Raw genomic sequence first — 26,598 nt, 5'->3', positions numbered from 1 at the left:
GTACTTAAGCAATTGATTTATACCAGCATAAACCAAAGAAAGATCCTTTCAGGTATCCCAACTTTCGAAAACAGCTAAACCGCAAAGCTCCCTGGTTCGAAAATATCTATGCTTTAGTACGATTAGCCTTAGACGTTTAACAACGCCTAATGCACTGATATTGAATATCTTCTAATGACAATCACCCACGGTTCCGGTGCGCTTTTTGTATATTAAGGGATAACAAAAAACTCAATATTATGGCCATCTTAGATTCTCTCATCCCCTTTACCGGAAGGCTCGGCAATATCATTGCCTACAAGCGAAACGGTAAACACTGTCTACGCACCGTTCCTGAAACTGTGCGGCAAACTGCTAACACCCGCCGTGCTGCTAAAACGTTCGGCGCAGCCAGCCGTAAAGGCGCTCTTGTCCGCAATGCCATCAGGCCGCACCTGGACATCTTCCCCGATCGTGCGCTGGTTAACCGCCTCAACAGCTACATTTTAGATGCAGGCAGAAACAACCACGCAGGCCTGAAAGGATTCCGCTTCAATGGTTACACCGGGTTAAGCAAGTACTTCGGCCTGCCGCCGGTATTCACTAAAGACGGCAGGCTCCATATTCCCCCGCAATGCTTTCAGCGATTTAAAAAAGCCGTCCGTATGGAGATCAAGGTGATCGCTTCCCGGATTGATTTCAGTACCCGTACTATAACTGGTACAGACACTGCCGTGCTGAGCATTGATCTGAACGAGCGCTTCCAGGATTTCGATGGCGGGGATCTGTGGGTGAATGTTCCCGGTAAAGGCACGCTGGTAGTAGCATTACAGGTAAAGCAGTTCTTCGACGATTTTGACATCCGCGATAGGAAGTGCGAAGCAGCAGATATCATCGCCGTTGTAGAAGACCAGCCAAAGCAATTGGTAAACATATCTTCTAATCCCCACAGGCATCTTTCTTACCCGCCACGCACCATCATCCACAAACCGGTTCCCGCTCAAAACGGGCTGCCGGTTATCCAGCGGGAATAGCGAATCGCCATAATGGAGAGTTTTTGTTATAACTAATTAAATATCAGACAATATGGAACCCAAATCTACCCGGCAGGCCACTCCTCCGCCAGCCAATGCCATGGGCCAAAGGTGCCCGATCTTCCCTTTTCCTGCCAGCCATCAGTAAAACCCCAACTCCGCACCGCCTCCGCACCGCCTCCGCACCACCTCCGCACCACCTCCGCATCAAGTCCACCTCATCTCCGAACTTAATTGCAGGTTCACCCGTAGTTGTCGCGTACATGCTACGTAGATGCTACCCGGTAATAAGCTTGTAATAAGGTAGTAATAAGCTTGAAACTGCATTGTACCCCTAGTCAACAAGTACAATTATCAACCTGCTATCATAATACGGTTTAGCTTGTATTTCCCATCTTTACCTATACGGAAAGAGAACACGATAACAGATTCAGACTTCACCTCCCCATTCTCTATATGCTTCACTTCATACTTAATCCAGTCATTCGTTACCGTTTTCTTCCCCCTTTTAAACCAGTCTTCCAAAGTGCGGGCCTTAAACAGGGCCTCAAACTTCTTTTTCAATTGGTCATAATTACGGATGTAACTGTCATCCTGCGGGGAACCAATGCTGATCTCGAATGGAAGGGCACAGGCGGTGATGAGCGTATCGGCCTGATGGGTTTTCACCCATTGAACGATCTGGTCGCGGCTCTGGGCTGAGGCGAAGAGGGTGAAAAAGGTGCTGGATATGGTTAGGATAATGGCTTTCATCGATTGTATTTATCGCAGATTAACGTTCATCAGGGTACACAAAGTATTTAAGACTATCGGAGTACGGGAGATGGAACCCCTCGAAATCCTGCCGGTAAAGCAACAAGAGACTATTATCAGGATCAGTTGTATCTACAGCAACAGGCAACGGGCGGCCCGGTACTATGGATTTCCATTCTTCCGGAACAAACAGCCAGCGCACAGCAGCATAAGCTTTCCCCTGATACGTGTAATGATAAGTGATCCGGTCGCGCTTCTTAACGCCCCGCTCGTCGATTTCCACGACGGTTCCGGTAGTGAGGGCATGGTTTTCCCTGAGGCTCCGCTCAAGAATGTTTTCGCGGACGTTCACATATATCAGGAAGCCCGCAAGCAATACGAAGAAAATGGGTAACCCCCATATGAGGCTTTTGGTGCTGGAAAGTGGGGACATAGTTGTAAGGGGTTGTATAGTTCAATAAATCAGGGTCACAACATGGGCACGGGACACGCCCAAACATATCACAATCTCCCCATATTACAAACTTCCCTTCAACAAAAGGCCCTACTTATCAGTTATATTAGCAGCCATCTCCCAAATTTTAAGGTAATTCTAATGTGACGGGGAGCCTCATTTACTTATTTTACGCCATGCCAAATAAAAATTTACTCTACCGCAAATGGAACATCTCGCTCCCCCTTTGGTCGCTTATAAGCCCATTAATCGGAGCTTTTTTCCTCGCTTTTGCGGGTGAAAATATAGGAGGATGGTTTGCCGCCATACTGGGTATATCCCTGATCAGCGTCGTATTGTCTGCCGTACACCATGCCGAAGTGGTAGCCCATAAAGTGGGCGAACCCTACGGCACCCTCATCCTCGCTCTCGCCATCACGGTCATAGAAGTATCGCTCATCGTTTCCATGATGCTGTCTAAAGACGGTGCCGGCTCTACCACGCTGGCCCGCGATACCGTGTTTGCCGCCATTATGCTTATCAATACCGGTATCATCGGGATTTGCCTGCTGTGGGGCAGTTATCTGCATAAGGAACAGATCTATATCAAACAGGGTGTTAGCGCCGCGCTGGTGACGCTTACCGCCATTTCCGTACTCACGCTTGTATTGCCCAATTTCACCACCAGCGCTGCCGGACCGGTATATTCTTCCAGCCAGCTCATATTCGTAGCCATCATCTCACTGGTGCTGTATGGTGGCTTTGTGTCGGTACAAACCGTGCGCCACCGGGATTACTTTCTGCCGGAAGAAAACGAGGGAGATTATCACGCCGCGCCGCCTACAAGGCTCACCATGGTGGTAAGCCTCATTACCCTCGTGCTTTCACTGGCCATTGTAGTGCTGCTGTCTAAGAAATTATCGCCCACCATCGAGGGTATTGTAGTAGACCTGGGCGCCCCCAAATCACTTGTAGGGGTCATCATCGCCGCAGTGATCCTCATGCCGGAAGGCCTCGCTGCTATCCGCGCCGCCCGTAAAAACAGATTGCAAACCAGTCTGAACCTGGCACTGGGTTCCGCACTGGCATCTATCGGACTTACCATACCCGCCGTTGCATTGGTATCCATCATCGCCGGGTTTGATGTAACACTGGGTATCGATACGAAATCTACTTTATTGCTCTTGCTCTCGCTATTCACGATCAGCATATCCTTCAATGCTGGGCGCACCAACATCCAGCAGGGGGTTGTATTGCTGGTGATTCTGGCAACATATCTGTTCACGACGATTGTTCCGTAGCTACAGCAGGTTCCATTCCTCCGCCAGCTCGCGGGCGGCCTGTGCTGTGTCATCACAGATCTCACCGGGGGTGGGGTCTGTTGCGATGCGCATGAGCAATGCCAGCAGGTTAGTGTCGCTCAGCGGAGCACGGGCTTTTTCGAGGAGGTAAATACAATTGGTTTTCCAGATGTTATCATCTGACCGGAACACCTCACAAAATTCCGCACCCAGCTCGTGGATGTAGGGCATGAGGTAATTGTAGATAGGATTGAAGTGGGGAGAGTTGATATCCTGCAGCCATTCCAGCAAAGCCATGGCATAAGGCCGGGCTTTGGACCACTCCGTTTTCCGGAGCAGCTTAATGGCTTCTTCGTCGCTTTTATGAGCGGGCACGAAAGGCGGATATTTCATACCGGAATTTACGCCGGTTTTCTCAGAATTTAATGGTAAAATGCTGTTTCATCTTGAAATCCGGACTGATAAAGGCGATGCCGATAAAGAACAGATCGATGGTAGTGGTTACGGAAGGATGGGCCTTCACCGTTTCCCAGGCCCGCTCCATCCCGGGCGTCCAGTGAACATCGTCGAATATCACGATGGCGGATGGCGGCAGGTAAGGCAGGCATTCTTCAAAATACCGTACCGTGGGCTCTTCGCGGTGGTTACCGTCTATATACACGATATCGGGCTGGGGCATTTGCTGTAATACTCCTGCCAGTTCGGTATCGAAGTTGCCGGTGTGCTGGCGGATATTATCCAGTCCGAGGGACGAAAAGTTCATTTTAGCCAGTGCAGCGATATTCGGGCACCCTTCTATGGTATGCACCGTAGCCCCGGCAGAAGCCATATAGGCGGTGGAGAGGCCCAGGGAGGTACCCAGCTCCAATACATTACGGGCGCCGAGGTGCTGCACAAGGCGGTAAAAGAGCTGGCCGAATTTAGGCGGCTTGGCTGCATGCCGTGCAATATCGCGGACGCGCCGGGTATTGGAAGCACCGGTGAGTGATCCCGCACCGAGGTCGGTCACCTGCACCACATCACTGCTTTGCAGGAGGCGGGTACGCAACAGCTCCACCGGCTCATATGCCGGGAGGAAGCCTTTTTTATTCAGCACTTCCTCTACCAGAGTAAAAACGAATGGCGAATGCACATCGTGCCGGTTGCCCGCCGTTAAATAATAACGGATAAATTTCTTCGCCAGTGCCGCCTGATGCCGTATGCTCAATGTCAATATGTTTTAACCCGAAACCGGGGGTAATTCAGCCGCCAAAGGTATAAAAAAGGGCTAATACGATGATCCGCTTTTATTGACTATGGGTTATACAGTAAAATTTATCACTATCTTTACATGTTGGAACTATTTTTGGCATTATATTTTCTTTAAGGTTTTCTTAACATAAAAAGGACATTACAAGCATGCTCAAGCTAATCAGATGGATGATGCCATTTGCGATGACAGGATTTGTGACGCTGACCGCATCTGCGCAAGACCCTACACCCCCGCAGCCGGATCTCAAACCGCCGCAGGTAAAGGGCGCCGATACGACCATCAAGAAAATAATGGAAGATCTCCAGAAAGTGGCCGACAGCGACAAACAGAACGCAAAAGCCATCGAACAGCTCTCCCTGGGCAGGGAACTGGATAATATCACCAAATACGACCTGATCAAGAACAACCTGATCCAGGCCGCTGAAACCTACTATCTCCTCAATAAGAAGATAATCGACCTCAAATCCAGGACCACCACCTCCAACCTCGACGTTTTCATCACCTCGCTGAACAACCCCGAAAGTAAAGAACTGGGCTTTTCCCTCAGCGACCGTGTTGTGGAACTGGTAGAAAAAATCATCCTGAAAGGTAAAAACGATAAGAACGAACGTAATACCAAACTGGTGGAATCCACCAAATCCATCATCAACAGCCCCATCTTTAAATCTTTCACCTCCCTCACTCCCCCGCTGGCCATCGCCAGCTCGGTGATGAACTTCCTCCACAGCGTGAGCCAGTCCAACAAGGCTATCAACCACAAACTGCTGCAGGAATTCGAGAAGGAGCTGAATAAATATGTGATCTACTACACCGCGCTCAACGACGCTAACCAGAAGTTCGAGTTCGGGCTGAATTTTAATAAAGACCAGCTCTCCCTCCTGCAGGATAACATGTACGACCACCTGGCCTTCACCTCCCAGGTACTGAAAATGCCCCTGCCCGCCCGTGGCAATAAAACCATCGCCGAATCCCTGAACGATTACTTCATCGATTTCAGGAAAGATAAAGTGATAGACTTTTTCGCCAAGATGGAAGCACAATACACCAAAGGCGGCAAGATCAACTACGAAGGCCTCCTCCGCGATAATCCCAATCTGAAGGAAGCCAATAACCAGCTGGAAGATCTCGTACTCATGACCAAACGTTTTGAGAACCTGTATAACGAATACTTCAGTCTGCTCGACTCCTACTACACCAAGGTGAACCACTCCCTCCGCCTCGCACAGGATAACGCCCTGGCCGACCGGGCCATCGTGGAAGCCAAGCAGAACGAGTTCCGCGGATTGAAAAACGAAGCCGTACAGGAAATACAGGCTTCCATTAACATGCGTGAGCTGCTCCTCAACGTCGATAAAATCAAATACCGCTACCGGATATTCTAATCTCCGGCATACGATAAACTACTGATGGATTACGAACGGTCAAAAGCCGTTCGTAATTTTTTTATAGGGATACCCCTATACTCCCGTAACTTGCAATAGATTTTACCAATATCATGACAACGGTTCAACTGGAATATGTAGTAGCGGTAGATACGCACCGGAGCTTTGTGACCGCCGCGGAGAAGTGCTTTGTGACCCAGCCCACGCTGAGTATGCAGATTCAAAAGCTGGAAGACGAACTGGGCATTAAGCTCTTCGACAGGAGCAAACTGCCGGTAGTACCCACAGAAATAGGGGCTGCCGTTATAGCCCAGGCACGCATCATACTAAAAGAAAATGCGCGTATCCGGGAAATCATCGCCGACCGTAAAAAGGAAATCCAGGGCACCCTCAAAGTAGGGATCATCCCCACCCTCGCTCCTTACCTCCTGCCCCGTGTTCTCACTTCCTTCCTGAAGAAATACCCTAAGGTTAAGCTTGAGGTATGGGAATACTCCACCGAACAGATCATTACCCTGCTGCGCCAGGAACAGCTCGACTGCGGACTGCTCGCCACCCCGCTGCACAACCAGCACCTCGAAGAGCATCCTTTGTTCTATGAGAACTTCGTGATTTACGCCGCCAAAAGCAATAAGCTAACCGAAAAGAAACTGGTGGATGCGGGCGAGCTGGATGCAAAAGACATCTGGGTGCTCAACGAAGGCCATTGCATGCGCAACCAGGTACTTAATATATGCCACGATAAATTCGGTATGGGTGAATTCAAGAACCTCGAATACAACACCGGCAGTGTGGAAACGCTGAAACGCATGGTGGAACTGAACGAGGGATACACCATTCTGCCAGAACTGAGCCTGCAGGACCTGTCGGCCAAACAAATGAATATGGTCCGCTTCTTTAAGGCCCCCGAGCCGGTACGCGAGATCAGCCTGGTGACGCACCGCTACTTCATCAAACAGGCGCTGATAGAGGCTTTCCGGAAAGAAATCCTTGCCAGTGTACCCGATAAGATGAAAGTCCGCAAAACGCGGAAGGTGATCGACATCCTGCTGGAAAAACCTTAACTTGTGTTAGCCCGGACTGCCCTCCCGCCCCGCAGTCCCGGCCTCCGATCCCACGTTTATGACGACACAGGAATTACAACGCCGCATTGCGTTGTACGACGACGAAGCGGCTTACCGGGAACTTTTTAACAGGTTCTACAAACCTTTACTCCAATTCGCCACTGCTTTCACGAAATCAGCTGAAGCAGCGGAAGAAGCCGTGTCTGACGTGTTCATCAATATCTGGGAGCGCCGCCGCCAGCTGGATACCATCGAGAATCTGAAAGTATACCTCTACGTTTCCACCCGCAACGCTTCCCTTAAATATCTCCTCAAGCAACAAAAACAGGCCTCCGTATCGCTGGATGATCTGGTGATGGAGCCTGAAAGTCCGGCCCCCGACCCTGAGCAGGCCCTCCTTACCGCAGAAATGGCCGCCCAGGCGCAGCAGGCCATCCAGCAGCTGCCTCCCCGCTGTAAGCTGGTGTTTAAGCTTATCCGGGAAGACGGGTTGCGGTATAAAGAAGTGGCCCAGATCCTGAACATCTCCGTCAAAACGATCGACAACCAGCTGGCTATTGCCCTGCAGAAGATCGGAACGGCGCTGAAGATGAACTTGAAAAAGACGATAAAAGACTGATTACCCGCACTCTACAGATTCCTCAAATATTTTTTTGATTTCCCTTTAGTAGATTCTTCCTTTAACGGGATCTATATGTATAACCACCGACGTTATGCAAACAGAAGACCGTATATGGGAATTAATAGCCCGGAAATTGTCTGGCGAAGCTTCGCAGGAAGAGCTGCGGGAGCTGGACAATCTTTTGCGTTCCCATCCGGAGCTGCACATCCCCGTGCAGGCTGTGAACGACCTCTGGCCCCGTAAAGCCCCTGCTGATGACGCTGCCACTGCAGCAGCCTGGGAGCGGCACCGGGAGCGGATGCGGCAGGCGGGCATCCCTGAAATGGAGCACGCAGCCGAAGAGCCTTTCCTGCTGGAAGCAGTACGCCCCCGCCCCTGGAAGCGCTATGCCGCCTGGGCAGCCGCAGCGGGCATTGTACTCTTTTCCGTTACCTGGCTCATCCGTTCTAAACAGGGCAGTCCGGAAGCGGCGGCCCCCAGCGAAGTATTTGTTAAATATGGCAATAAAACCCGCGTACAGCTGCCCGACGGTACTACCGTATGGCTCAATGCGGGCAGTAAGCTCACTTACGGGCGCGATTTCGGCAGCGCCGGCAGAGAAGTGACCCTGGCAGGCGAAGGATTCTTCGACGTGGCCAAAGACCCCGAGCGGCCTTTCACCATCCGCACCAGCCGTATGAACATCCGCGTGCTCGGCACCCGGTTCAACCTGCGTGCATACCCCAATGATCAATCATCAGAAGCTGCCCTTCTGCAGGGCAGTATAGAAGTATCCCTCAGCAGCAGGCCGGCAGAAAGGTTCCTGCTGAAGCCCAATGAGAAAATTGTGGTGCGCGACGAAGCTGCCGCCCCTGCCGCCACACCGCAAAAAGAACGCGAGCCTATCATGGCCATCCGCGCACTGCAATATCAGGCTGCAGACAGTAGTCTGGCCGAAACCTCCTGGATGGATAATAAACTGGTGTTTACCGATGAGCCGTTCACCGCCGTGGCGCTCAAAATGGAACGCTGGTACAACATCCCCATCCGGTTTAAAGATGCGGAAACTGCGCAATTACGCTTCACCGGCTCGTTTGAGAAAGAGTCTGTAGAGCAGGCGCTCCGCGCACTGGCGATTACGGCGCCATTCCGTTACAGGATAGAAGCAACCGAAATTATTATTTCACGTGACTGATTAAAACCAAAAGCTAAACTCACCCGTATGCCAATTTCCAACACTACCTAGCAGAAAAGCAGAAGGGCGAGGCTCCGTTTGCACCGGAACCCCGCCCTGGATCGAACATGTTAACGGCAACTACCAGCCTGGTAAGCTGAGGGCTGCCCATTATCCAACCCGTTTCAATGTAAAAATATATGAAAAAGAGCAGGATTTTTCCCGGGCTCCCGGGAAAACATTTCCTATTAAAGCTTGCTGTTATGATGAAACTGACGGCTGCCATCCTGTTAACCGGCTTCCTCCACGTTTCCGCCGGGGTTTATTCGCAGGACAGGATCACGCTTCATATGAAGTCCGCCGATCTGAGAAAAGTGCTGAACGCCATCGAACAGAAATCCGGTTACCGGTTCCTGTACCATGAAAATCTGCTGAACGCGATGAAACGGGTCGATGTATCTGCCGAAAACGCCGATGTACTCTCCGTGATGGAACGTATGCTTCAGTATTCGCCGCTGGCATTTGAACTCGTGAACGAGCGCCTCATAGTGCTGAAAAGAAAGCCCACCGCCGAAGCCATGGCCCCCGTTACCGGCCGCGTTACGGGATCAGACGGTGCGCCCATCCCCGGTGCGGCTATCCGCATTAAAGGCACTTCCCAGGGAACTATCACAGACGCTACCGGTATGTTCTCCATCAACGCCCCCAAAGGCTCGGTGCTCCAGATCACTTTCATCGGGTACACCCCGCAGGAAGTAACCGTAGGCGACCAGAATGTGATCAACATCACCCTCGCCGTGGCACAGGAGCAGCTGGAACAGGTAATCGTAATCGGTTATGGTACCGCCCAGAAGCGCGACCTCACCGGTTCCATCGTTTCCGTTAAAGGCAGCGAAGTGGCAGATAAACCCTCCGCCAACCCCATGAGCTCCCTCCAGGGCAAGGTGCCCGGCCTCACCATCGTGAACAACGGCCGCATGAACACCGACCCGGATGTGCGTATCCGCGGTACCAACACCATCAATGGCGTGAAACCCATTTATGTGGTAGACGGGATCATCAACGATAACATCAACTTCCTCAACCCCGCCGACATCGAATCTTTCGACGTACTGAAAGACCCCTCCTCCCTCGCCATCTTCGGCGTACGCGGAGCCAACGGGGTTATCACCATCACCACCAAAAAGGCGAAAGCTGGTCAAACCGTCATCAACCTCAACTCCACGGTGGGTATCAAGAAAGTGGTGGACCGCATCAAAGTGGCAGACGCGGCGCAGTTCAAGACCATGTTCAACGAACAGCTGGCCAACCAGGGCAACCCCGCTTATGATTACTCCAACTGGCAGGGTAATACCAACTGGCAGGATGAGATCTTCCAGGATGGTATCCTCAACTATAATAACCTCAGCATCAGCAACGCCACGGAAAAGAACAAACTCTACGTAGGCATGGGTTACACCACTGAGCAGGGACTTATCAAACACGAAAAGCTGCAGAAGATCACCATCAATATGAACGATGAGCTGCAGGTGACCAAAGCACTGAAGTTCGGTGTAAGCTTCTCCGACTACCGTGCGCAGCTGCCCGTTACCAAAGATGTGGGCGGCGCCATCACCGCGGCTCCCATCGCTCCCGTATACAACGATGAATACGGCTTGTATCATACCATGCCCAGCTTCCAGCGTGCGCAGGTGTTCAACCCCATGTACGACGTAGAACTGCGGAAGAATATTGCACACAACATCGAGTACCGCGCATTGGGTAGTGTGTTCGCAGAACTGAAGCTGTTCCGCGATCTTACATTCCGTTCCTCTTTCTATGTGGATTACGGGTTCAACAACAACCGCTCTTTCACTCCTACTATCACGTTCTATAATCCGGAACTCACTTCCCGCAGGGATTCAGTGGTAAAAACCGCTTCCATCAACCAGGAGCAGAATATCTACACCAAAGTACAAAGCGATTACCTGCTTACCTATAAGCGCTCCTTCGGGCACCACAACCTTACGGCGCTGGCAGGCTTCACCACTTACTATAACTCTTACGAGAATACAAAGGCCAGCGTACAGCAGCAGAAAGGCCGCCCCATCCCCCACAACCACCGCTACTGGTTCGCCAACAGCGATATGGGTGATGGCACTACCCTCCGTGGCAGCGGCCAGGCATGGGATATGGCTACGCTCTCCTACCTCTTCCGCGGGCTCTACAACTACAAAAACAAATACCTGCTGAATGCCTCTTACCGTTTGGACGGCTCCAACGCCTTCCAGGCACTGGGCAACCAATGGCAGCACTTTGCTGCGGCAGGCGTGGCCTGGGTAGCCAGTGAAGAACCATTCCTGAAAGATGTTTCGTGGATGGAATACCTCAAGATCAAAGGCAGCTACGGCGTGCTGGGTAACCAGAACGTGGGCGACCGCCGCTATCCCGCATGGCCGAGCCTCACCGGCGCCAACTCCGGTGTGTTCGGTGAAAACATCGTGGTAGCCCTGCAGCCGGAATACTTTGTAGCCAAAGACCTGCATTGGGAAACTGCCCGCTCCTGGGAAGCCGGCTTCGAGATCACTACGCTTCGCAACCGCCTCCGTGCAGAAGCTAATTATTACAACAAGCTCACCAAAGACATCCTCGTGATTCTCCCCTCCACCGGTGTATCCGGCGGCGTGGGTGAAATGAAGAACGCGGGAACCGTGTCTAACAAAGGGTTTGAACTGATGCTGAACTGGAATGATAAGATTAACCAGGACTGGAGCTACAGCATCGGCGGTAACCTCACTACCATCAAAAACAAAGTGGAAGCCCTCAACCGCAAAGGCTTCAACATCATCTCCGACCCCTCCTGGACGCAGGAAGGCTACCCCATCGGCTACTTCCACGGCTATATCCACGACGGTATTTACCAGACGCAGGAAGAGATCATGAAATCTCCCGTGAGCGAACTGGGTGAAGTAAAAACCGGCGACATCAAATACCGCGATGTGAATAAAGACGGCAAGATCAATACCGACGACCGTACCATGATCGGCAATCCCACGCCCGATTTCACGTATGGCATTGCCGCTACCATCAGCTACAAGCAGCTCGATCTCGGTGTGGAAGGACAGGGCGTATATGGTAATGAGATCTTCCGGAACTGGGGTAAGATCAGCACCTTCACACAAACCAACTACCCCACTTACCGCCTCGACCGCTGGCATGGCGTGGGCACCTCCAACTGGGAGCCTATCCTCCATACCGGCCGTGGTAATAACACGCTCAATTCCACTTACAATATCGAAGACGGCAGTTACTTCCGTATCCGCAATATCCAGCTGGGTTACAGCTTCACCAAAGAGCAGCTGCAGCGGCTCAACATGCAATCGCTGCGCGTGTTCGTGAACGCACAGAACGTAAAAACGTTCAAACGCAACTCCGGGTACACACCTGAGTTCGGAGGAACCTCCACATCGTTCGGGGTAGACAACGGATCTTATCCGCTGCCCGCCATCTATTCCTTCGGCGTCAACCTTAACTTTTAAACTGCCGCAACATGAAAAAAATCATTCTTCCCATATTCATGCTCAGCATCGGTGTAGCAGGCTGCAGCAAATTCCTTGAACGCAAACCACTGGGCCAGTATACGCAGGACGATCTGGGGCTCAGCGCCCTCGAAAGCCAGGTAATGGCCATCTACGCAGGGCTCCGTACCGAAGGATGCTCCGGCGTGAAGTTCGGCGCCGTGCACAGCATCCGGTCAGACGATGCTATGAAAGGCAGCATCGCCAGCGATGGCGTACCTGCAGAACAGATGTTCGATGATTTCAATTACCTGAGAGACTTCTGGCTGCTCAACGATTACTGGGGCGATCATTACAAACTGGTAAAGCTCTGTAACGATGTGATAGGTGCGGTAGATAAGATCTCTGACCCCAAACCCTCCGAGCGTGTAAACCGTGCAGAGGCCAAATTCATCCGCGCATATGCTTACTTCAATCTTGTTCGTGCCTTTGGAGACATTCCCAAGATCGATTTCATTGTAACCACCACCGCGGAAGGCAACGTGCCCAAGAAGCCCGTAGCCGAGATATACGCCCTCATCGATGCCGACCTTACGGAAGCCGGTACCGTGCTGCCCGCAGCATGGGAATCTACCTACATCGGGCGTTCCACCAAATGGGCCGCGAAAGCACTGCACGCCAAAACATGGATGACGCGCGGCAATTGGGGCTCTGCCCTCGGCGCCTGCCGTGAAATCATCAACTCCAATACCTACAGGCTATACGAGCCTTACTGGAAAGTATTCACCGAAGAAGGAGAAAACAACATAGAATCCATTTTCGAGATTCAGGCGTTGTACAACGCCACGCAGGACTTCGGCATCCAGTACGCCAACTACCAGGGCGTACGCGGCTCCGGCAGCTGGGATCTTGGCTGGGGATGGAACCTGCCTACCGAAAACCTGTACAATGCATTCGAACCCGGCGACCCGCGCAGAGAATACACCTGCATGGCCAACAATGCTCCCGACCCGTATGGCATCAACGGCACCATTACTTCACAGGCAGGGCTCACCGGCCAGTGGTACAACCGCAAGGCATACACGCACCCCAATATCCGTAACAGCATGGGCGGCGGCGTTCCCCGTGCAGGGCGCTGGCTAAACATGCGCATTATCCGGTATGCCGATGTACTGCTCTGGGCAGCAGAAGCAGCCAACGAACTGGGCGGCGCTGCCAATACAACCGATGCACTGAACTGGCTGGAAATGATCCGTGCCCGCGCACGCCAGGGAGCTCCTGCCGGTACATTACCCAAAGTGGTAACTACCGATCAGGCAGAACTGCGTGAGAAGATCCGCCACGAGAGAAGAGTGGAATTCGGTATGGAACACGAACGCTTCTACGACCTGGTGCGCTGGGGCATTGCGGAAGATGTATTTGCACAGCTGGGTAAAAACTACCAGCCCCGCAACCGCTACCTGCCTATCCCCCAGCCGGAGATCGACAAGTCCGGCGGTGTACTGAAGCAGAATCCTGATTATTGATCCAATTAAACGACCACAATCATGTTTATCCATAAATTCCTCCTCACCATATGCATCGCCGCGGCAGGGCTTGCTTCCTGCCAGAAGATGGAAAGGCCGCCACTGGTTATTATTCCGGATGATACGGCGAAGCTGAACGGTCCGCTCCAGCGCAACCTCTGGTTCGAGAACAGCGCTATCGACAGTATCTATTACGAAAAAGGCGTGCCTACCAACGTAACTTACGTGGACGGTGTTCACGGCAAAGCCTATAAAGGCGCGTCCAACGCCATGATGGTGTATGCCGCCGGTTCAAAGATCGGCTCCATGACGAGCTTCACCGTTGCCTTCTGGATCAATACCCAGAAGCATACCGGCGGTGCGCAAACGGTGTTTGTATTGGGCCGCTCCTCCGACTTCTGGGGCAACCTCTTCGCACTCATCGAAGGCAATGGCGATGCGGCAGATAATTCCATGCTGCTGAAATTCAAGTTTGCAGACAACTGGGTAGAGTTCAATAACAACAACGGCGTTAACCGCCTGCCCGACATGTACGGCAAATGGCGCCACCTTGCTTTCCGGTACGATGCCGCTACCTCCGTATTCAGTGCTTTCCTCGACGGCGATAAAATTGCACTGCCTGCAGGGGTGGCCAACCGGGTGAAGAACAACCAGCCGCTGGGACCATTGGAGTTTAAAGACCCCATGAAGTTCGTGATTGGCGGCTTCCAGCAGCATGCCGGTGTGTTCAGCACTACGGTAGACGGATGGATGCAGCGCTATTCCGGTATGCTCGACCAGTTTAAAGTATATACCGTTGCCATCTCTGATGCCGACGTTAAATCATTATTCACCAACAAACGTTAGACCGCAACCATGCTTAAGCCCCTACTCTGGGCCTTCCTGTTAATGGGTAGCCTGTCGTCCTGCTCCGGCAAGGGCGACGGCTCTCCCGCACCAGGGCCCGGGCCCGTAAAGGACACGGCCGACAAATTCCCGCGCATCACCCGCGAAGCATTGCTCACCAAAGTGCAGCAGCAAACCTTCAAATACTTCTGGGACTTCGGGCATCCGGAAAGCGGTCTATCCCGCGAACGCAATACCTCCGGCGATATCGTTACCTCCGGCGGCTCCGGCTTCGGGGTAATGGCCATCATTGCAGGCGTACACCGCCAGTTTATTACCCGTGCCGAAGGACTGGCCCGGCTGAAGAAGATGACAACATTTCTAAAAACCAAAGCCGTTGCTTACCACGGCGCCTTCCCCCACTGGCTCAACGGCGCCAGCGGCGCCACCATTCCATTCAGCCCCAACGATAACGGTGCCGACCTTGTAGAAACCTCCTACCTCATCCAGGGCCTGCTTTGCGCCCGCCAGTTCTTTAACGGCGCCGGTGCAGAAGAAGCCGCGCTCAGGCAGGATATCAACGATATCTGGCACGCCGTGGAATGGAACTTCTTCCGTAAAAACGGGGAACAGAAGCTCTACTGGCACTGGAGTGCCGATAAAGGCTGGGCCATGAACATGCCCATCGCCGGCTGGAACGAATGCCTCATCACCTACGTACTGGCAGCATCCTCCCCCACCCACGCCATCCCCAGATCGGTATACGACGATGGATGGGCGCGCAACGGAGCCATGCGCAGCAACAAAGTATATTACAATCATACCCTTCCCCTGGGTCCTGATTATGGCGGCCCGCTCTTCTTCGCCCACTATTCCTTCCTCGGCCTCGATCCCAACGGGCTGAAGGATGCCTATGGCGATTACTGGGAGCAAAATACCCGCCACGCACTCATCAACTGGAACTACTGTAAGGCCGATCCGCAGGCACGCGGGTACTCCGATAAAATATGGGGCCTCACCGCCAGCGATATCAAAGACGGGTACACCGCCAGCTCACCCACCAACGATGTTGGAGTGATCGCTCCCACAGCTGCATTGGCATCTTTTCCCTATACGCCTGAACAATCGGGCATGGCTTTGGATTATTTCTATTACAAACTGGGCGATAAGCTCTGGAAAGAATACGGGTTCATTGATGCCTTTGCTCCCAAAACCGGCTGGTATGCCAGTTCCTTCCTCGCCATCGACCAGGGACCTATTATTGTGATGATAGAAAACCACCGCAGCAAACTGTTCTGGCAATTGTTCATGAGCTGTCCGGAGGTGAAGACGGGATTGGCCAATTTAGGGTTTCAAAGCCCGCATTTACAGTAATCATGCGCAAAACGCTTATTGCTTTGCTGATGCTCACAGGCGTAGAAGCATCCGCTCAAAACACTTACTGCAACCCGATGAACCTCGATTACGGGTACACCCCCATCCCCAATTTTGCGGAATGGGGGAAACACAGGGCCACGGCCGACCCGGTGATCGTTCCCTTCAAAGGAGACTACTACCTTTTCAGCACTAACCAGTGGGGCTACTGGCATAGCCCCGACCTTCTGCAATGGACTTTCGTTTCCCGCAAATTCCTCAAGCCCTGGCATAAGGTGTACGACGAGCTCTGTGCCCCTGCCGCCTGGGCCATGGGCGATACACTGTTTGTTTTCGGCTCTACCTACAGCAGTAACTTCCCCATCTGGATGAGCACCGATCCCAAAGGGAACGAGTGGAAAGAAGCGCTCGACTCACTGGAGATCGGCGGATGGGACCCCGCCTTCTTTGTGGATGACGACGAAAAGCTGTACATGTACAACGGCAGCAGCAACCGCTACCCGCTTTACGGCGTGGAAATGGACCGCAAAACCTTCGCCCCTAAAGGCACGCGGAAGGAAATGTACCTGCTGGAAGACTGGCGCTACGGATGGCAGCGCTTCGGCGAGTACAGCGATAACACTTTCCTCGATCCCTTCATCGAAGGCGCCTGGATGACGAAACACAACGGTAAATACTACCTGCAATACGGCGCTCCCGGTACCGAATTCTCCGGGTATGCCGATGGTGTGGTGGTAGGTGAAGGTCCGTTAGGACCGTTTACCCCACAGCCCGATCCCGTGAGTTATAAACCCGGTGGCTTTGCACGCGGGGCGGGGCATGGTGCCACCTTCCAGGATAAAGCCGGGAAGTGGTGGCACATCTCCACCATTGCCATATCCGTAAAGAACAACTTTGAACGGCGGCTGGGGCTGTGGCCTGCAGGCTTCGATAAAGAAGGCGTAATGTACTGTAACACGGCTTTCGGGGATTACCCGCATTATGCCGACCAGCGCTTTACCGGATGGATGCTGCTGAACTATCAGCAACCCGTTACCGTTTCCTCCACCTTAGGAGCGAACCTTCCCAACTTTGCCGTGGATGAAGACATTAAAACCTACTGGAGCGCCGCCACCGGCAACGCGGGAGAATGGATACAGACAGACCTGGGCGCCCTCTCCACCGTGGAAGCCATCCAGATCAATTACGCCGACCAGGACGCGGAGTTCCTCGGCAAACAAACCGATACCTATCATCAGTATAAGCTCCTGTACTCTCCTGATGGCAGAAAGTGGCATTTACTGGCCGATAAGAGCCGTAACCGTACCGATGTGCCGCACGACTACATCCAGCTGGAAAAGGCCGTTAAAACGCGTTATATAAGACTTGAGAATGTACACATGCCAACCGGCAGGTTTGCCATCAGCGGTTTACGCGCCTTTGGCACCGGCCATGGGGCAAAGCCAGATACGGTGAACACCTTTATGGTGCTGCGCACGGAAAAAGACAAGCGCAGCGCATGGATTAAATGGTCGCCGTCAATAGATGCCTATGCTTACAACATCTACTTCGGCACCGCGCCGGATAAGCTGTACAACTGCATCATGGTACACAGTAAAAACGAGTATTATTTCAAGGGAATGGACCGCACGCTGCCTTATTATTTCCAAATCGAGGCCATCAACGCAAACGGCATATCGCCGCGCAGCCGGGTCATAAAATCAGAATGAGAGAATCTATCATCAGCCAAAATGAAAAAAGGGTAAAGCAACGGTGCTTTACCCTTTTCTATTAATGCGATATACTTATTGCTTAGGGGCCGGGGCCTTAGCATCCGTATAGTTATTCTTCAGTTTAGGGAACGATTGCTGCATGATCAGGTCGTTCATCACATTCACCGCTTCGCTCAGGTAAGGATCTTTATTACGTGCTTTCAGCCAGTCTTTGTTACGGGCCAGTTTCACGGTGTCGGTTCCTATCTTCTGCAGATCTGCCTGAAGGCTGCTGATATTGAGCGGTTTCACCTTATCGTTTACGGAATCGTAGCGTTTGAGCGCTGCGGCATTCTTTTTCTGGTCTGCCTTATAAGAGTTCAGATCCAGCGAATAGGTTTTCTGCTCATCCAGTTTTTTCAGGGTGGCGATATTTTCGTTGATCATACGGAACGCTTCGTTATTAGCGATGCGTTCTGCAGATTTAGCTTTCAGCGGTGCCACATCTACCGGTTCGCTCCATGCAGCATAATCTGCTTTAGGAACAACGTCCCATTTGAGGGCGTCTTTATCTTTCTTTTCGCCTACTTCGTAGTAGGGAGAAGGCAGCACCACGTCAGACTCCACGCCTTTCAGCTGTGTGGAACCGCCGTTTGCACGGTAGAATTTCTGTACGGTGAGCTTGATAGCGCCGAGGCTGCCGCCTGCGTCGCCTTTCACGAAAGCATCGAGGTCCAGCAGGCGCTGTACGGTGCCTTTACCAAAGGTGCTGGGGCTGCCGATCACTACGGCACGCTTATAATCCTGCATGGCTGCTGCCATGATCTCGGAAGCGGAAGCACTGAACTCGTTTACCATGATAGCGAGGGGGCCGTCGTAAGCCACGCCTTTATCACGGTCGCGCTGCTGCTGTACTTCGCCGGAGCGGGAACGTACCTGCACCATGGTGCCTTCCGGAACAAAGAGGCCTGCCATTTTGATAACGTCGGGGAGGGAACCGCCACCATTGAAGCGGAGGTCGAGGATGATGCCATCTACTTTCTCAGCTTTCAGTTTGCGGATCTCTTCTGCTACATCGTCATAGGAGAAAGCGCCCTGGCGGTCGTTAAAGTCGGCATAGAACTCAGGGAGGTAGATATAACCGATCTTATGCTGACCGTTGATAACGGCAGATTTTGCGAATACATCATCGAGCTTGATCTCATCCCTTACGATGGGAATCACTTTCACAGTACCATCCACGCTTTTTACGGTAAGTTTCACCACGCTGCCTTTGGAGCCGCGGATGTGGGTAACGGCTTCTTCAACGGGGAAACCGCCGATGTCTACCGGTTCTTTATCACCTTCCCCTACTTTCAGGATCACGTCATCAGCCTTCAGCTGGCCCTGTTTCCAGGAGGGACTGCCGGTTACGATGCTTACGATCTTGATACGTCCTTCCTCTTCCCGGAGCTGAGCGCCAATGCCGTAGAAGCGGCCAGACATAGACTCCTGGAACGAACGTTTTTCCAGCGGGGGCATGTAATCGGTGTGGGGATCCATCGTGGTAGTGATGGCATTCATGTAGAGGGCGAAACGGTCGTCTTCCTTCGTACGGTTCTTCAGCCGGTCGAAGTAGCGGTCGTATACCTTCTTCACTTTCTCGCGGGCTTCCACCTCAAGCTGAGCGTCGGTCTTATTGGATTTATCTTTATCACGGATGGTGATAAGATCTGCATACTTTTCGAGGGTGCGGTATTTGAGGGCCTTGCGCCATGCTTCCACACGGGCGGCTTCGTCTACAGGCCATTGTGCAGCATCGGGGTCAAGGTCTACCTTCTCGGGTTTGGAGAAATCGAAGGGCCTGGAGAGCACTTCGGGATAGATGGCAGCCACTTCGATAGTGCGCTTCTTGATCAGCTCTGTGCTTTTATTGAAGAAATCCAGTGGTGCGCCTTCCAGCTCATCATCCACATGGTTCTCCAGTTTCTTCAGCTCGTCGATATCGCTTTTCAGGAAGAACTTCTTCTCACCGTCGAGGTTCTTGAGGTATTTCGTGAACACTTCACGGGAAAAAGCATCATCGATTTTCTTAGGCTGGTAATGGCCTTCTTTCAGGATCTGGCCCACCAGGGTCATGATCGTCTGGTATCTTCCGGGCGGGTCGTCATTCGCGCCGATCTTTGCAAAGGCAAATATTCCTGCCGATATGCCGATGAGCAGTATCGGTACAACCGCTTTCATTTTCAACTTCATAACCCTGTATCTATTACGGATATTTTCAAAATCAGACGGCACAAGGCCGCCTGTGGATTCTCTAACCAAATATAAGCCTAATTCTCAGTGTAATAAGGGCCTGTATTCGTTTTAACATATTCTTTCAGTCAAAAACCGTGCAATATACCATTCCGGCTTACCGCTGGCCTGCCAGCTCCGCCATTGATAAGCCGGAATGGCAGGTTCGTCCTATTTTACCAGCTTGTAAACTCCGCCTTTATTGGAAGTTCCCGCAATTGTCACGAGCAGGTATATTTCACCGGCCTCGTCCTGGCCAAAGCTTAACAGCTGCAGGTTACCTGCTGGTTTATTGGCAAACTGCAGATCCTGCCGGGTCCACTTTTGCCCCTGCTGCGTAAGGGTCCAGGTTTTACCGTTGTAATCCCCGAAAATGTACTTCCCGGTAAGCGCCGGCAAGGCTTTGCCACGATAGATGTATCCGCCGGCAATGCTGATTCCGTCGCTATGGTCGTATTCATGGATAGGCTCAATAAGTTTAGACTTATCGGCCCCGGCGGGAACATTGAACTCGTGGTACCCTTCCATGATCCGCCAGCCGTAATTACCGCCTTTGGTCACGATATCCACTTCCTCATACTTGTTCTGCCCCACATCTCCGGCAAACAGGCGTCCGGTCACTTTGTCAAACGAAATACGCCACGGATTACGAAGGCCATACGCCCAAATCTCTCCTTTGGCTCCTGCTGTTTTAACAAATGGATTATCTGCCGGTATCCTGTACGGCGAGCCGTCTACATCAATGCGGAGAATCTTCCCCAGCAGGTTGGTCAGGTCCTGCCCGTTACCAATTGTACCGTGCTTATCGCCACCGCCGCCGCCATCGCCCGAAGCAATGTACAGCAGGCCATCGCGGCCGAAGATGATATCGCCGCCGTTATGGTTGCTTTCCGGCTGGTCGAATTCAATTACCACACGTTTGGTGGAAGCACTGGCAATATTGCCGGAAGATTTGGTTACCCGGTATTCCGCAACCACGGACTTGTGGTTCACTTTTCCTTTTACCGGGTTGGCGACCGGTGCGCTGTAATAGAGATAGAACTTCCCGTTGTGTTTGAACCGGGGATGGAAAGCCATGCCCAGCAGGCCCCTTTCATCATAGGCGGGGTTCACTTTCACCATATCGGCACTTACGTCGATAAACGGTTCGGCGAGGAGTTTGCCGTTCTGGATGATCCATACGCGGCCTTCTTTCTGGAGAACAAACTGGCGGTTGGACCCGTCGCCCGGCACAGCCATGCACACGGGCGACTGCACCTGGTCGGTCACCAGTTGCAGCTTTACCTCCTGTGCGGAAGCATTAAGGGCACAGATCGTCAGCACACCTGAAAAAAACGATGTTACTAGCTTCATACTTTCATGGAATTTTAGACGGATAAAAATAATGCTTCCCGTCAATCGTTTGCTAAAATTCTGAAGGAAGGGAAGGAAAAGCTTTTAACCGGAAACGCTTACCTTTGGCACGGAATAAAAAACCGTATCGCTTGGATGATGTTGCCATACCCCGGAACGACCCTTACGCATCGTTAAGGAACACAGAATTCAGGTACTTCCTGGTCATACGTTTCGCGCTCATATTCGCGCTGGCCATGCAGTTCGCCATCATAGAATGGAAAGTGTACATGCTCACCCGCGATCCCCTGAACCTGGGCCTTATAGGGCTGGCAGAGTTCATTCCCGCCTTTTGCCTGGCGCTCTTCGCCGGTAATATCGTAGACAAGAAAGAGAAACGCGGCATGGTACTGAAATGCCTCGCAGGATACATCGTAGTGGGCACAGGGTTATTCCTCCTTACCTGGGATGATCTCATGCAGGGCGTCCCCAAATCATGGGTGCTCATATCCATATACTTCCTCGTTTGCTGCGGCGGCGTGATCCGCGCCTTTGTAAGCCCCAGCAACTTCTCCCTCCTCGGCCTGCTCGTACCGCGCAGCCTTTACATCAACGCCACCACCTGGAGCACTTCCGCATGGCAGATAGGCGCCATTGCCGGTCCGGCCTTGGGCGGACTCTGCATTGCCGCTTTCGGCGTACACTGGTCTATGCTCCTCGTACTGGCATGGATACTCGTAGCATTCTATTGCATCCTGCAGATTTCCCGGAAGCCGGTACATTATAAAGAAATGGGAGAATCGGTGAAGGAACGCCTCACCAAAGGATTGAAGTTTGTATGGGACACGAAAGTGCTCCTCAACGCCATGACCCTCGATATGTTCGCCGTACTCTTCGGCGGCTCGGTAGCCATGATCACCATTTACGCCAACGATATCCTGAAAGTAGGGCCAGAAGGCTTCGGCGCCCTCCGTGCCGCCCCTGCCATAGGCGCTTTCCTTACCGTGATGGTACTGGCCCACAAACCCATCGTAACCCGGGCTGGTATTAAACTGCTGGCAGCCGTATTCGGATTCGGGCTGTGCATCATCCTGTTCGGCATATCCAAAAACTTCCTGCTTTCTTTAGCCGCACTCTTCGGCAGCGGTATGCTGGACGGTATCAGCGTGATCATCCGTCAAACCATCCTGCAGCTCAAAACGCCCGACGATATGCGCGGACGGGTATCTTCCGTCAGCTCCATCTTCATCGGTTCCAGTAACGAGCTGGGATCGTTCGAGAGCGGTGTGGCAGCAAGGATCATGGGCCCGGTAGGCTCTGTTGTATTCGGCGGATGCATGACGCTGGGCATCGTTATCACCACCTACATCATCTCCCCCGCTATGCGCAAGCTGGATCTGAAAGCGTAACCTTTCCTTATTTAATAATGGATTTCAGCCGTTCCAGCACGTAGAACACGGCCGGGCAGATCGTGCTGTTCAGCAGCGTGGTGTTGGGCCGCTTGAGGAACTCGTAGCTGTCGGTATACGGGTAATTGTGGCAGTCGCCCGGGCGCACATCATAAATACTGCAGTAATTATCTTCCCCCAGGAATGCGCAGGGGCTGCGTTTCATCACATAATCCCCGTCTTCATCCAGCCGGAGGTATGTTTCGATGAATATGGACTCGCGGAGGCCGAGGTGTTTGGAAATGCGCTTGATATCCGGGGTTTTGAACCGGGGACTGATAGACTTGCAGCAGCCTGCGCAGGAGAGGCAGTCGATCTGCGAAAAGGCTTCATCATGTAAGCCGGGCAGGTGCTTTTCCACACCTTTCCCTTTACGCGTTTGCATTTTCTGCAAAAACTGTTTGTTCGGTTTCTGCTGTTCTTTTGCTCTTTTCTCCCAATCGGTGAGGCTTACTGACATTGACGGTATTTGCCGCAAAAATAGGATAATCCTGCGGGATGAAAATTCTGTGACAAACAACCGTTGAAACAACCCGCTTATATCAGTCCTGTATCCCCTGTAGAGTGCCCGTTTTGGCCATTGTGGAAAAACATCATAGCTTTGCGCATTCTTTCAATTAATACCTGCTTACATCATGAATTTATTGAATACATTCAAGCATGAATTCATTGGCCGCCACATCGGGCCCAATGATGCGGAAACCCGTGCAATGCTCGAAAAGATTGGAATCGGAACGTTGGATGAACTGACGGGCAAAACGGTGCCCGCATCGATCCGGATGCAGCATGAGCTGGCTATCCCCGAAGGGATGAGCGAGCATGCTTACCTGGGAATGCTGAAAGATATCTCGCTGAAAAACAAGGTATTCAAGAATTACATTGGTCAGGGGTATTACGACACCATCACGCCCAGCGTGATCTTACGCAACATCTTCGAGAATCCGGGATGGTATACCCAGTACACCCCCTACCAGGCTGAAATCAGCCAGGGCCGTCTGGAAAGCCTCCTGAACTTCCAGACCATGGTGAGCGACCTTACCGGCCTCCCCATCGCAAATGCCTCCCTGCTCGACGAATCTACCGCCGCGGCAGAAGCAATGACGATGTTCTTCAACGCACTGAACAAGGATCATGAAAATATCAGCCGTGGTAAATTTTTCGTAGACGAGCGCGTAATGCCTCAAACGAAAGACGTGGTGCTCACCCGCGCCATGCCGCTGAACATCGAAGTGGTATTCGGTAACTACGAAACCGCAGCCATCGACGAAACTTACTTCGGCGCCCTCGTGCAGTACCCCGGCGCAGAAGGCACCGTGGCAGACTACCGTACTTTCATCGACAACGTACACGCTACCGGCGCTTTCGTAGCCATGGCTACCGACCTGCTGGCGCTTACCCTCCTCACCCCTCCCGGTGAGCTGGGAGCCGATGCCGCTATGGGCAGCGCACAGCGTTTTGGTGTTCCCTTAGGTTTCGGCGGCCCTCACGCTGCTTTCTTCTCCACTAAAGAAGAGTTCAAGCGTGCCCTCCCCGGCCGTATCATCGGCGTGAGCGTGGATGCACAGAACCAGCGTGCCCTCCGTATGGCGCTCCAGACCCGTGAACAGCACATCAAACGCGAAAAAGCTACTTCCAATATCTGTACCGCCCAGGCCCTCCTCGCTAACATGGCTGCCATGTACGCCGTGTTCCATGGCCCGGAAGGACTGAAAAGAATCGCCCTTAAAGCATCCCTGATCACCTCCGCCCTGAAAGCCAAACTGGCTGCAGCAGGCGTACAGGCGGTGAACAGCGGTCACTTCGATACCATTACCCTTTCTGTAACTGACGCCGCCGCACTGCATACAAAAGCAAATGCAGCCGGTATCAACTTCCGGAAAGTATCCGCCACACAGCTGGGTATTTCTGTGGATGAAACTACTTCGGTAGATGACGCCAACGCTATCCTCGCTGTATTCGGCGCAGGCAAGCTCACGGAAGCAGAAGTGGAAAGCGCGGCCAGCGGTATCCCCGCCAGCCTGCAGCGTACCAGCTTCTTCCTGACGCACCCTGTATTCAACAGCCACCACAGCGAAACAGAAATGATGCGCTACATCAAATGGCTGGAGAATAAAGACCTTTCGCTGAACACTTCCATGATCTCCCTCGGTTCCTGCACCATGAAACTGAATGCTGCTACCGAAATGATCCCCCTGAGCTGGAGCCACTGGAGCAAAATGCACCCCTTCGCCCCTACCGATCAGGCAGGCGGTTACCTCCAGATCGTTCAGGAACTGAGCGATTACCTTTGCAAAATCACTGCGTTCGACGCATGCTCCCTGCAGCCTAACTCCGGCGCACAGGGTGAATACGCCGGGCTCCTCGCCATCCGCAACTACCACATCAGCCGTGGCGAATCGCACCGCAACGTGATCCTCATCCCCATCTCCGCACACGGTACCAACCCCGCCTCCGCTGTAATGGCAGGCTACAAAGTGGTAATCGTAAAGGCACTGGAGAACGGTTACATCGATGTGGCCGACCTCAAAGCCAAAGCGGAACAACACAAAGACAACCTCGCCGGTGTTATGATCACCTACCCTTCCACCTACGGTGTGTATGAGGAAAGCGTGAAGGAGATCTGCCAGATCATCCACGACAACGGCGGACAGGTATATATGGACGGCGCCAACATGAACGCACAGGTAGGCCTCACCGCCCCCGGACTCATCGGAGCCGACGTTTGTCACCTGAACCTGCATAAGACTTTCGCTATCCCTCATGGCGGCGGCGGTCCCGGCATGGGCCCCATCTGCGTGGCCAAGCACCTCGCACCGTTCCTGCCCGGTCACGTAGACCTTCAGGCAACAGGCAACGGCAGCAAACAGGCACACGCGGTATCCGCAGCACCTTTCGGCAGCGCATCCATCCTGCTCATCTCTTACGCCTACATCCGCCTCCTGGGCCGTGCCGGTGTGAAGAAAGCAACTGAATACGCCATCCTCAACGCCAACTACATGAAAGCGCGCCTCGAAAATGCGTACGACATCCTGTACACCGGCGTGAGCGGTACCTGCGCCCACGAGTTCATCGTGGACCTGCGCCCCTTCAAAGGCACAGCAGGCATCGAAGCGGAAGATGTGGCCAAGCGTTTGATGGACTACGGCTTCCACGCTCCTACCATGAGCTTCCCCGTTGCGGGCACCATCATGATCGAGCCTACGGAAAGCGAGGATAAAGCTGAGCTGGACCGTTTCTGCGACGCCCTCCTCTCCATCCGTGAAGAGATCCGTGCCGTGGAAGAAGGTAAAGCAGACAAAGCCAATAACGTGCTGAAAAATGCACCCCATACTCAGGCAGTAATTACCGCCGACGAATGGACGCGCCCTTACGGCCGTCAGGCAGCCGCGTTCCCGCTCGAATACGTGAAAACCAGCAAGTTCTGGCCTTCCGTATCCCGTGTGAACAACACCTTCGGCGACCGTAACCTCATCTGCACCTGCGAGCCTACCAGCTCCTACGCAGAAGCCGAGGCATAAGCAGCAACGCTTTATTGAATCATACCAGGAGCGGCCCGGCAGTAAGTAATTACTGACCGGGCCGCCTTCTTCTTGTACCATGTCCGCAAGTATGTTGACTTCCCCCCTTCCTTCCCGCTTACTTGTTTCAGGCTAAACTT

Annotated in this window: 20 protein-coding genes; 13 read left to right on the top strand and 7 right to left on the bottom strand. The window is 52.7% G+C overall.

Features of this window, described 5'->3' with window-relative positions; translation table 11 throughout:
- The first annotated feature begins 239 nt into the window (after positions 1-239).
- Positions 240-1,013: a hypothetical protein gene (locus DEV76_RS14050; protein ID WP_109698544.1), complete on the top strand. Its 774-nt coding sequence runs from the start codon at positions 240-242 to the stop codon at positions 1,011-1,013.
- A gap of 354 nt (positions 1,014-1,367) precedes the next feature.
- Here DEV76_RS14050 and DEV76_RS14040 read toward each other — a convergent pair whose 3' ends face one another.
- On the bottom strand, positions 1,368-1,766 hold the full coding sequence (locus DEV76_RS14040; protein ID WP_109698542.1) for a hypothetical protein: 399 nt from the start codon (positions 1,764-1,766) through the stop codon (positions 1,368-1,370).
- A 19-nt stretch (positions 1,767-1,785) separates the two neighbouring features.
- A complete protein-coding gene (locus DEV76_RS14035; protein WP_109698541.1) occupies positions 1,786-2,199 on the bottom strand; it encodes a DUF3592 domain-containing protein in 414 nt (137 codons plus the stop codon).
- Between the two features lie 197 nt (positions 2,200-2,396).
- Here DEV76_RS14035 and DEV76_RS14030 point away from each other — a divergent pair, with 197 nt between their 5' ends.
- Positions 2,397-3,500, top strand: a complete 1,104-nt coding sequence (locus tag DEV76_RS14030) for a calcium:proton antiporter (protein ID WP_109698540.1) — start codon at positions 2,397-2,399, stop codon at positions 3,498-3,500.
- Here the strand turns inward: DEV76_RS14030 and DEV76_RS14025 are convergent, their stop codons facing one another.
- Together DEV76_RS14025 and DEV76_RS14020 are read right to left on the bottom strand one after the other, a co-directional pair.
- Positions 3,501-3,893: a DUF5071 domain-containing protein gene (locus DEV76_RS14025; protein ID WP_109698539.1), complete on the bottom strand. Its 393-nt coding sequence runs from the start codon at positions 3,891-3,893 to the stop codon at positions 3,501-3,503.
- A gap of 22 nt (positions 3,894-3,915) precedes the next feature.
- Entirely contained in the window at positions 3,916-4,707 is a 792-nt protein-coding gene (locus DEV76_RS14020; protein ID WP_232826948.1) for an O-methyltransferase, read from the bottom strand.
- Positions 4,708-4,898: 191 nt separating this feature from the next.
- Between DEV76_RS14020 and DEV76_RS14015 the strand changes: the two genes are divergently transcribed.
- From DEV76_RS14015 to DEV76_RS13975, 9 genes are all read left to right on the top strand, one after another.
- Entirely contained in the window at positions 4,899-6,134 is a 1,236-nt protein-coding gene (locus DEV76_RS14015) for a hypothetical protein (RefSeq protein WP_157962891.1), read from the top strand.
- Positions 6,135-6,247: 113 nt separating this feature from the next.
- Positions 6,248-7,198 carry a hydrogen peroxide-inducible genes activator gene (locus DEV76_RS14010; RefSeq protein ID WP_109698537.1) on the top strand — a complete coding sequence of 317 codons (951 nt, stop codon included), beginning with the start codon at positions 6,248-6,250 and terminating at the stop codon, positions 7,196-7,198.
- Between the two features lie 58 nt (positions 7,199-7,256).
- Positions 7,257-7,817, top strand: a complete 561-nt coding sequence (locus DEV76_RS14005) for an RNA polymerase sigma factor (RefSeq protein ID WP_109698536.1) — start codon at positions 7,257-7,259, stop codon at positions 7,815-7,817.
- Between the two features lie 94 nt (positions 7,818-7,911).
- Positions 7,912-8,994 carry a FecR family protein gene (locus DEV76_RS14000; protein ID WP_109698535.1) on the top strand — a complete coding sequence of 361 codons (1,083 nt, stop codon included), beginning with the start codon at positions 7,912-7,914 and terminating at the stop codon, positions 8,992-8,994.
- Between the two features lie 242 nt (positions 8,995-9,236).
- Entirely contained in the window at positions 9,237-12,491 is a 3,255-nt protein-coding gene (locus tag DEV76_RS13995; protein ID WP_198652062.1) for a SusC/RagA family TonB-linked outer membrane protein, read from the top strand.
- A gap of 11 nt (positions 12,492-12,502) precedes the next feature.
- Complete coding sequence (locus DEV76_RS13990) at positions 12,503-13,996, top strand: RagB/SusD family nutrient uptake outer membrane protein (protein ID WP_109698534.1); 1,494 nt, start codon at positions 12,503-12,505, stop codon at positions 13,994-13,996.
- Positions 13,997-14,017: 21 nt separating this feature from the next.
- Positions 14,018-14,842, top strand: a complete 825-nt coding sequence (locus tag DEV76_RS13985) for a LamG-like jellyroll fold domain-containing protein (protein WP_109698533.1) — start codon at positions 14,018-14,020, stop codon at positions 14,840-14,842.
- Positions 14,843-14,851: 9 nt separating this feature from the next.
- Positions 14,852-16,195, top strand: a complete 1,344-nt coding sequence (locus DEV76_RS13980; RefSeq protein ID WP_109698532.1) for a glucoamylase family protein — start codon at positions 14,852-14,854, stop codon at positions 16,193-16,195.
- A gap of 2 nt (positions 16,196-16,197) precedes the next feature.
- Positions 16,198-17,904: a family 43 glycosylhydrolase gene (locus DEV76_RS13975; protein ID WP_109698531.1), complete on the top strand. Its 1,707-nt coding sequence runs from the start codon at positions 16,198-16,200 to the stop codon at positions 17,902-17,904.
- 75 nt (positions 17,905-17,979) lie between these two features.
- Here DEV76_RS13975 and DEV76_RS13970 read toward each other — a convergent pair whose 3' ends face one another.
- Both DEV76_RS13970 and DEV76_RS13965 read right to left on the bottom strand, forming a co-directional pair.
- Complete coding sequence (locus tag DEV76_RS13970; RefSeq protein ID WP_109698530.1) at positions 17,980-20,121, bottom strand: carboxy terminal-processing peptidase; 2,142 nt, start codon at positions 20,119-20,121, stop codon at positions 17,980-17,982.
- Between the two features lie 210 nt (positions 20,122-20,331).
- The gene (locus tag DEV76_RS13965; RefSeq protein WP_109698529.1) at positions 20,332-21,513 is read right to left on the bottom strand and encodes a PQQ-dependent sugar dehydrogenase; all 1,182 of its coding nucleotides are present in this window, start codon (positions 21,511-21,513) and stop codon (positions 20,332-20,334) included.
- Positions 21,514-21,644: 131 nt separating this feature from the next.
- Between DEV76_RS13965 and DEV76_RS13960 the strand changes: the two genes are divergently transcribed.
- On the top strand, positions 21,645-22,901 hold the full coding sequence (locus tag DEV76_RS13960; RefSeq protein WP_109698644.1) for an MFS transporter: 1,257 nt from the start codon (positions 21,645-21,647) through the stop codon (positions 22,899-22,901).
- A gap of 7 nt (positions 22,902-22,908) precedes the next feature.
- Here DEV76_RS13960 and DEV76_RS13955 read toward each other — a convergent pair whose 3' ends face one another.
- Positions 22,909-23,400: a YkgJ family cysteine cluster protein gene (locus DEV76_RS13955; RefSeq protein ID WP_109698528.1), complete on the bottom strand. Its 492-nt coding sequence runs from the start codon at positions 23,398-23,400 to the stop codon at positions 22,909-22,911.
- Between the two features lie 175 nt (positions 23,401-23,575).
- On the opposite strand from DEV76_RS13955, the gene gcvP reads away from it, so the two are divergent.
- A complete protein-coding gene (gene gcvP / locus DEV76_RS13950) occupies positions 23,576-26,458 on the top strand; it encodes an aminomethyl-transferring glycine dehydrogenase (protein ID WP_109698527.1) in 2,883 nt (960 codons plus the stop codon).
- Positions 26,459-26,598: the final 140 nt, after the last annotated feature.

The sequence above is a fragment of the Chitinophaga deserti genome, from assembly GCF_003149455.1.
GTDB lineage: Bacteria > Bacteroidota > Bacteroidia > Chitinophagales > Chitinophagaceae > Chitinophaga > Chitinophaga deserti.
Note: the sequence above shows the minus strand (reverse complement) of the source record. Positions and strands in the feature narration are given on the sequence as shown.

What these genes read in the sequence shown, in the direction of transcription:
- gcvP (WP_109698527.1), top strand. Translation starts at nt 23,576, where the DNA reads ATGAATTTATTGAATACATTCAAGCATGAATTCATTGGCCGCCACATC.
- DEV76_RS14005 (WP_109698536.1), top strand. Translation starts at nt 7,257, where the DNA reads ATGACGACACAGGAATTACAACGCCGCATTGCGTTGTACGACGACGAA.
- DEV76_RS14030 (WP_109698540.1), top strand. Translation starts at nt 2,397, where the DNA reads ATGCCAAATAAAAATTTACTCTACCGCAAATGGAACATCTCGCTCCCC.
- DEV76_RS14015 (WP_157962891.1), top strand. Translation starts at nt 4,899, where the DNA reads ATGCTCAAGCTAATCAGATGGATGATGCCATTTGCGATGACAGGATTT.
- DEV76_RS14010 (WP_109698537.1), top strand. Translation starts at nt 6,248, where the DNA reads ATGACAACGGTTCAACTGGAATATGTAGTAGCGGTAGATACGCACCGG.
- DEV76_RS14050 (WP_109698544.1), top strand. Translation starts at nt 240, where the DNA reads ATGGCCATCTTAGATTCTCTCATCCCCTTTACCGGAAGGCTCGGCAAT.
- DEV76_RS13980 (WP_109698532.1), top strand. Translation starts at nt 14,852, where the DNA reads ATGCTTAAGCCCCTACTCTGGGCCTTCCTGTTAATGGGTAGCCTGTCG.
- DEV76_RS13975 (WP_109698531.1), top strand. Translation starts at nt 16,198, where the DNA reads ATGCGCAAAACGCTTATTGCTTTGCTGATGCTCACAGGCGTAGAAGCA.
- DEV76_RS14040 (WP_109698542.1), bottom strand. Translation starts at nt 1,766, where the DNA reads ATGAAAGCCATTATCCTAACCATATCCAGCACCTTTTTCACCCTCTTC.
- DEV76_RS14025 (WP_109698539.1), bottom strand. Translation starts at nt 3,893, where the DNA reads ATGAAATATCCGCCTTTCGTGCCCGCTCATAAAAGCGACGAAGAAGCC.
- DEV76_RS13955 (WP_109698528.1), bottom strand. Translation starts at nt 23,400, where the DNA reads ATGTCAGTAAGCCTCACCGATTGGGAGAAAAGAGCAAAAGAACAGCAG.
- DEV76_RS13970 (WP_109698530.1), bottom strand. Translation starts at nt 20,121, where the DNA reads ATGAAGTTGAAAATGAAAGCGGTTGTACCGATACTGCTCATCGGCATA.
- DEV76_RS13990 (WP_109698534.1), top strand. Translation starts at nt 12,503, where the DNA reads ATGAAAAAAATCATTCTTCCCATATTCATGCTCAGCATCGGTGTAGCA.
- DEV76_RS13965 (WP_109698529.1), bottom strand. Translation starts at nt 21,513, where the DNA reads ATGAAGCTAGTAACATCGTTTTTTTCAGGTGTGCTGACGATCTGTGCC.
- DEV76_RS14000 (WP_109698535.1), top strand. Translation starts at nt 7,912, where the DNA reads ATGCAAACAGAAGACCGTATATGGGAATTAATAGCCCGGAAATTGTCT.
- DEV76_RS13995 (WP_198652062.1), top strand. Translation starts at nt 9,237, where the DNA reads ATGATGAAACTGACGGCTGCCATCCTGTTAACCGGCTTCCTCCACGTT.
- DEV76_RS14035 (WP_109698541.1), bottom strand. Translation starts at nt 2,199, where the DNA reads ATGTCCCCACTTTCCAGCACCAAAAGCCTCATATGGGGGTTACCCATT.
- DEV76_RS13985 (WP_109698533.1), top strand. Translation starts at nt 14,018, where the DNA reads ATGTTTATCCATAAATTCCTCCTCACCATATGCATCGCCGCGGCAGGG.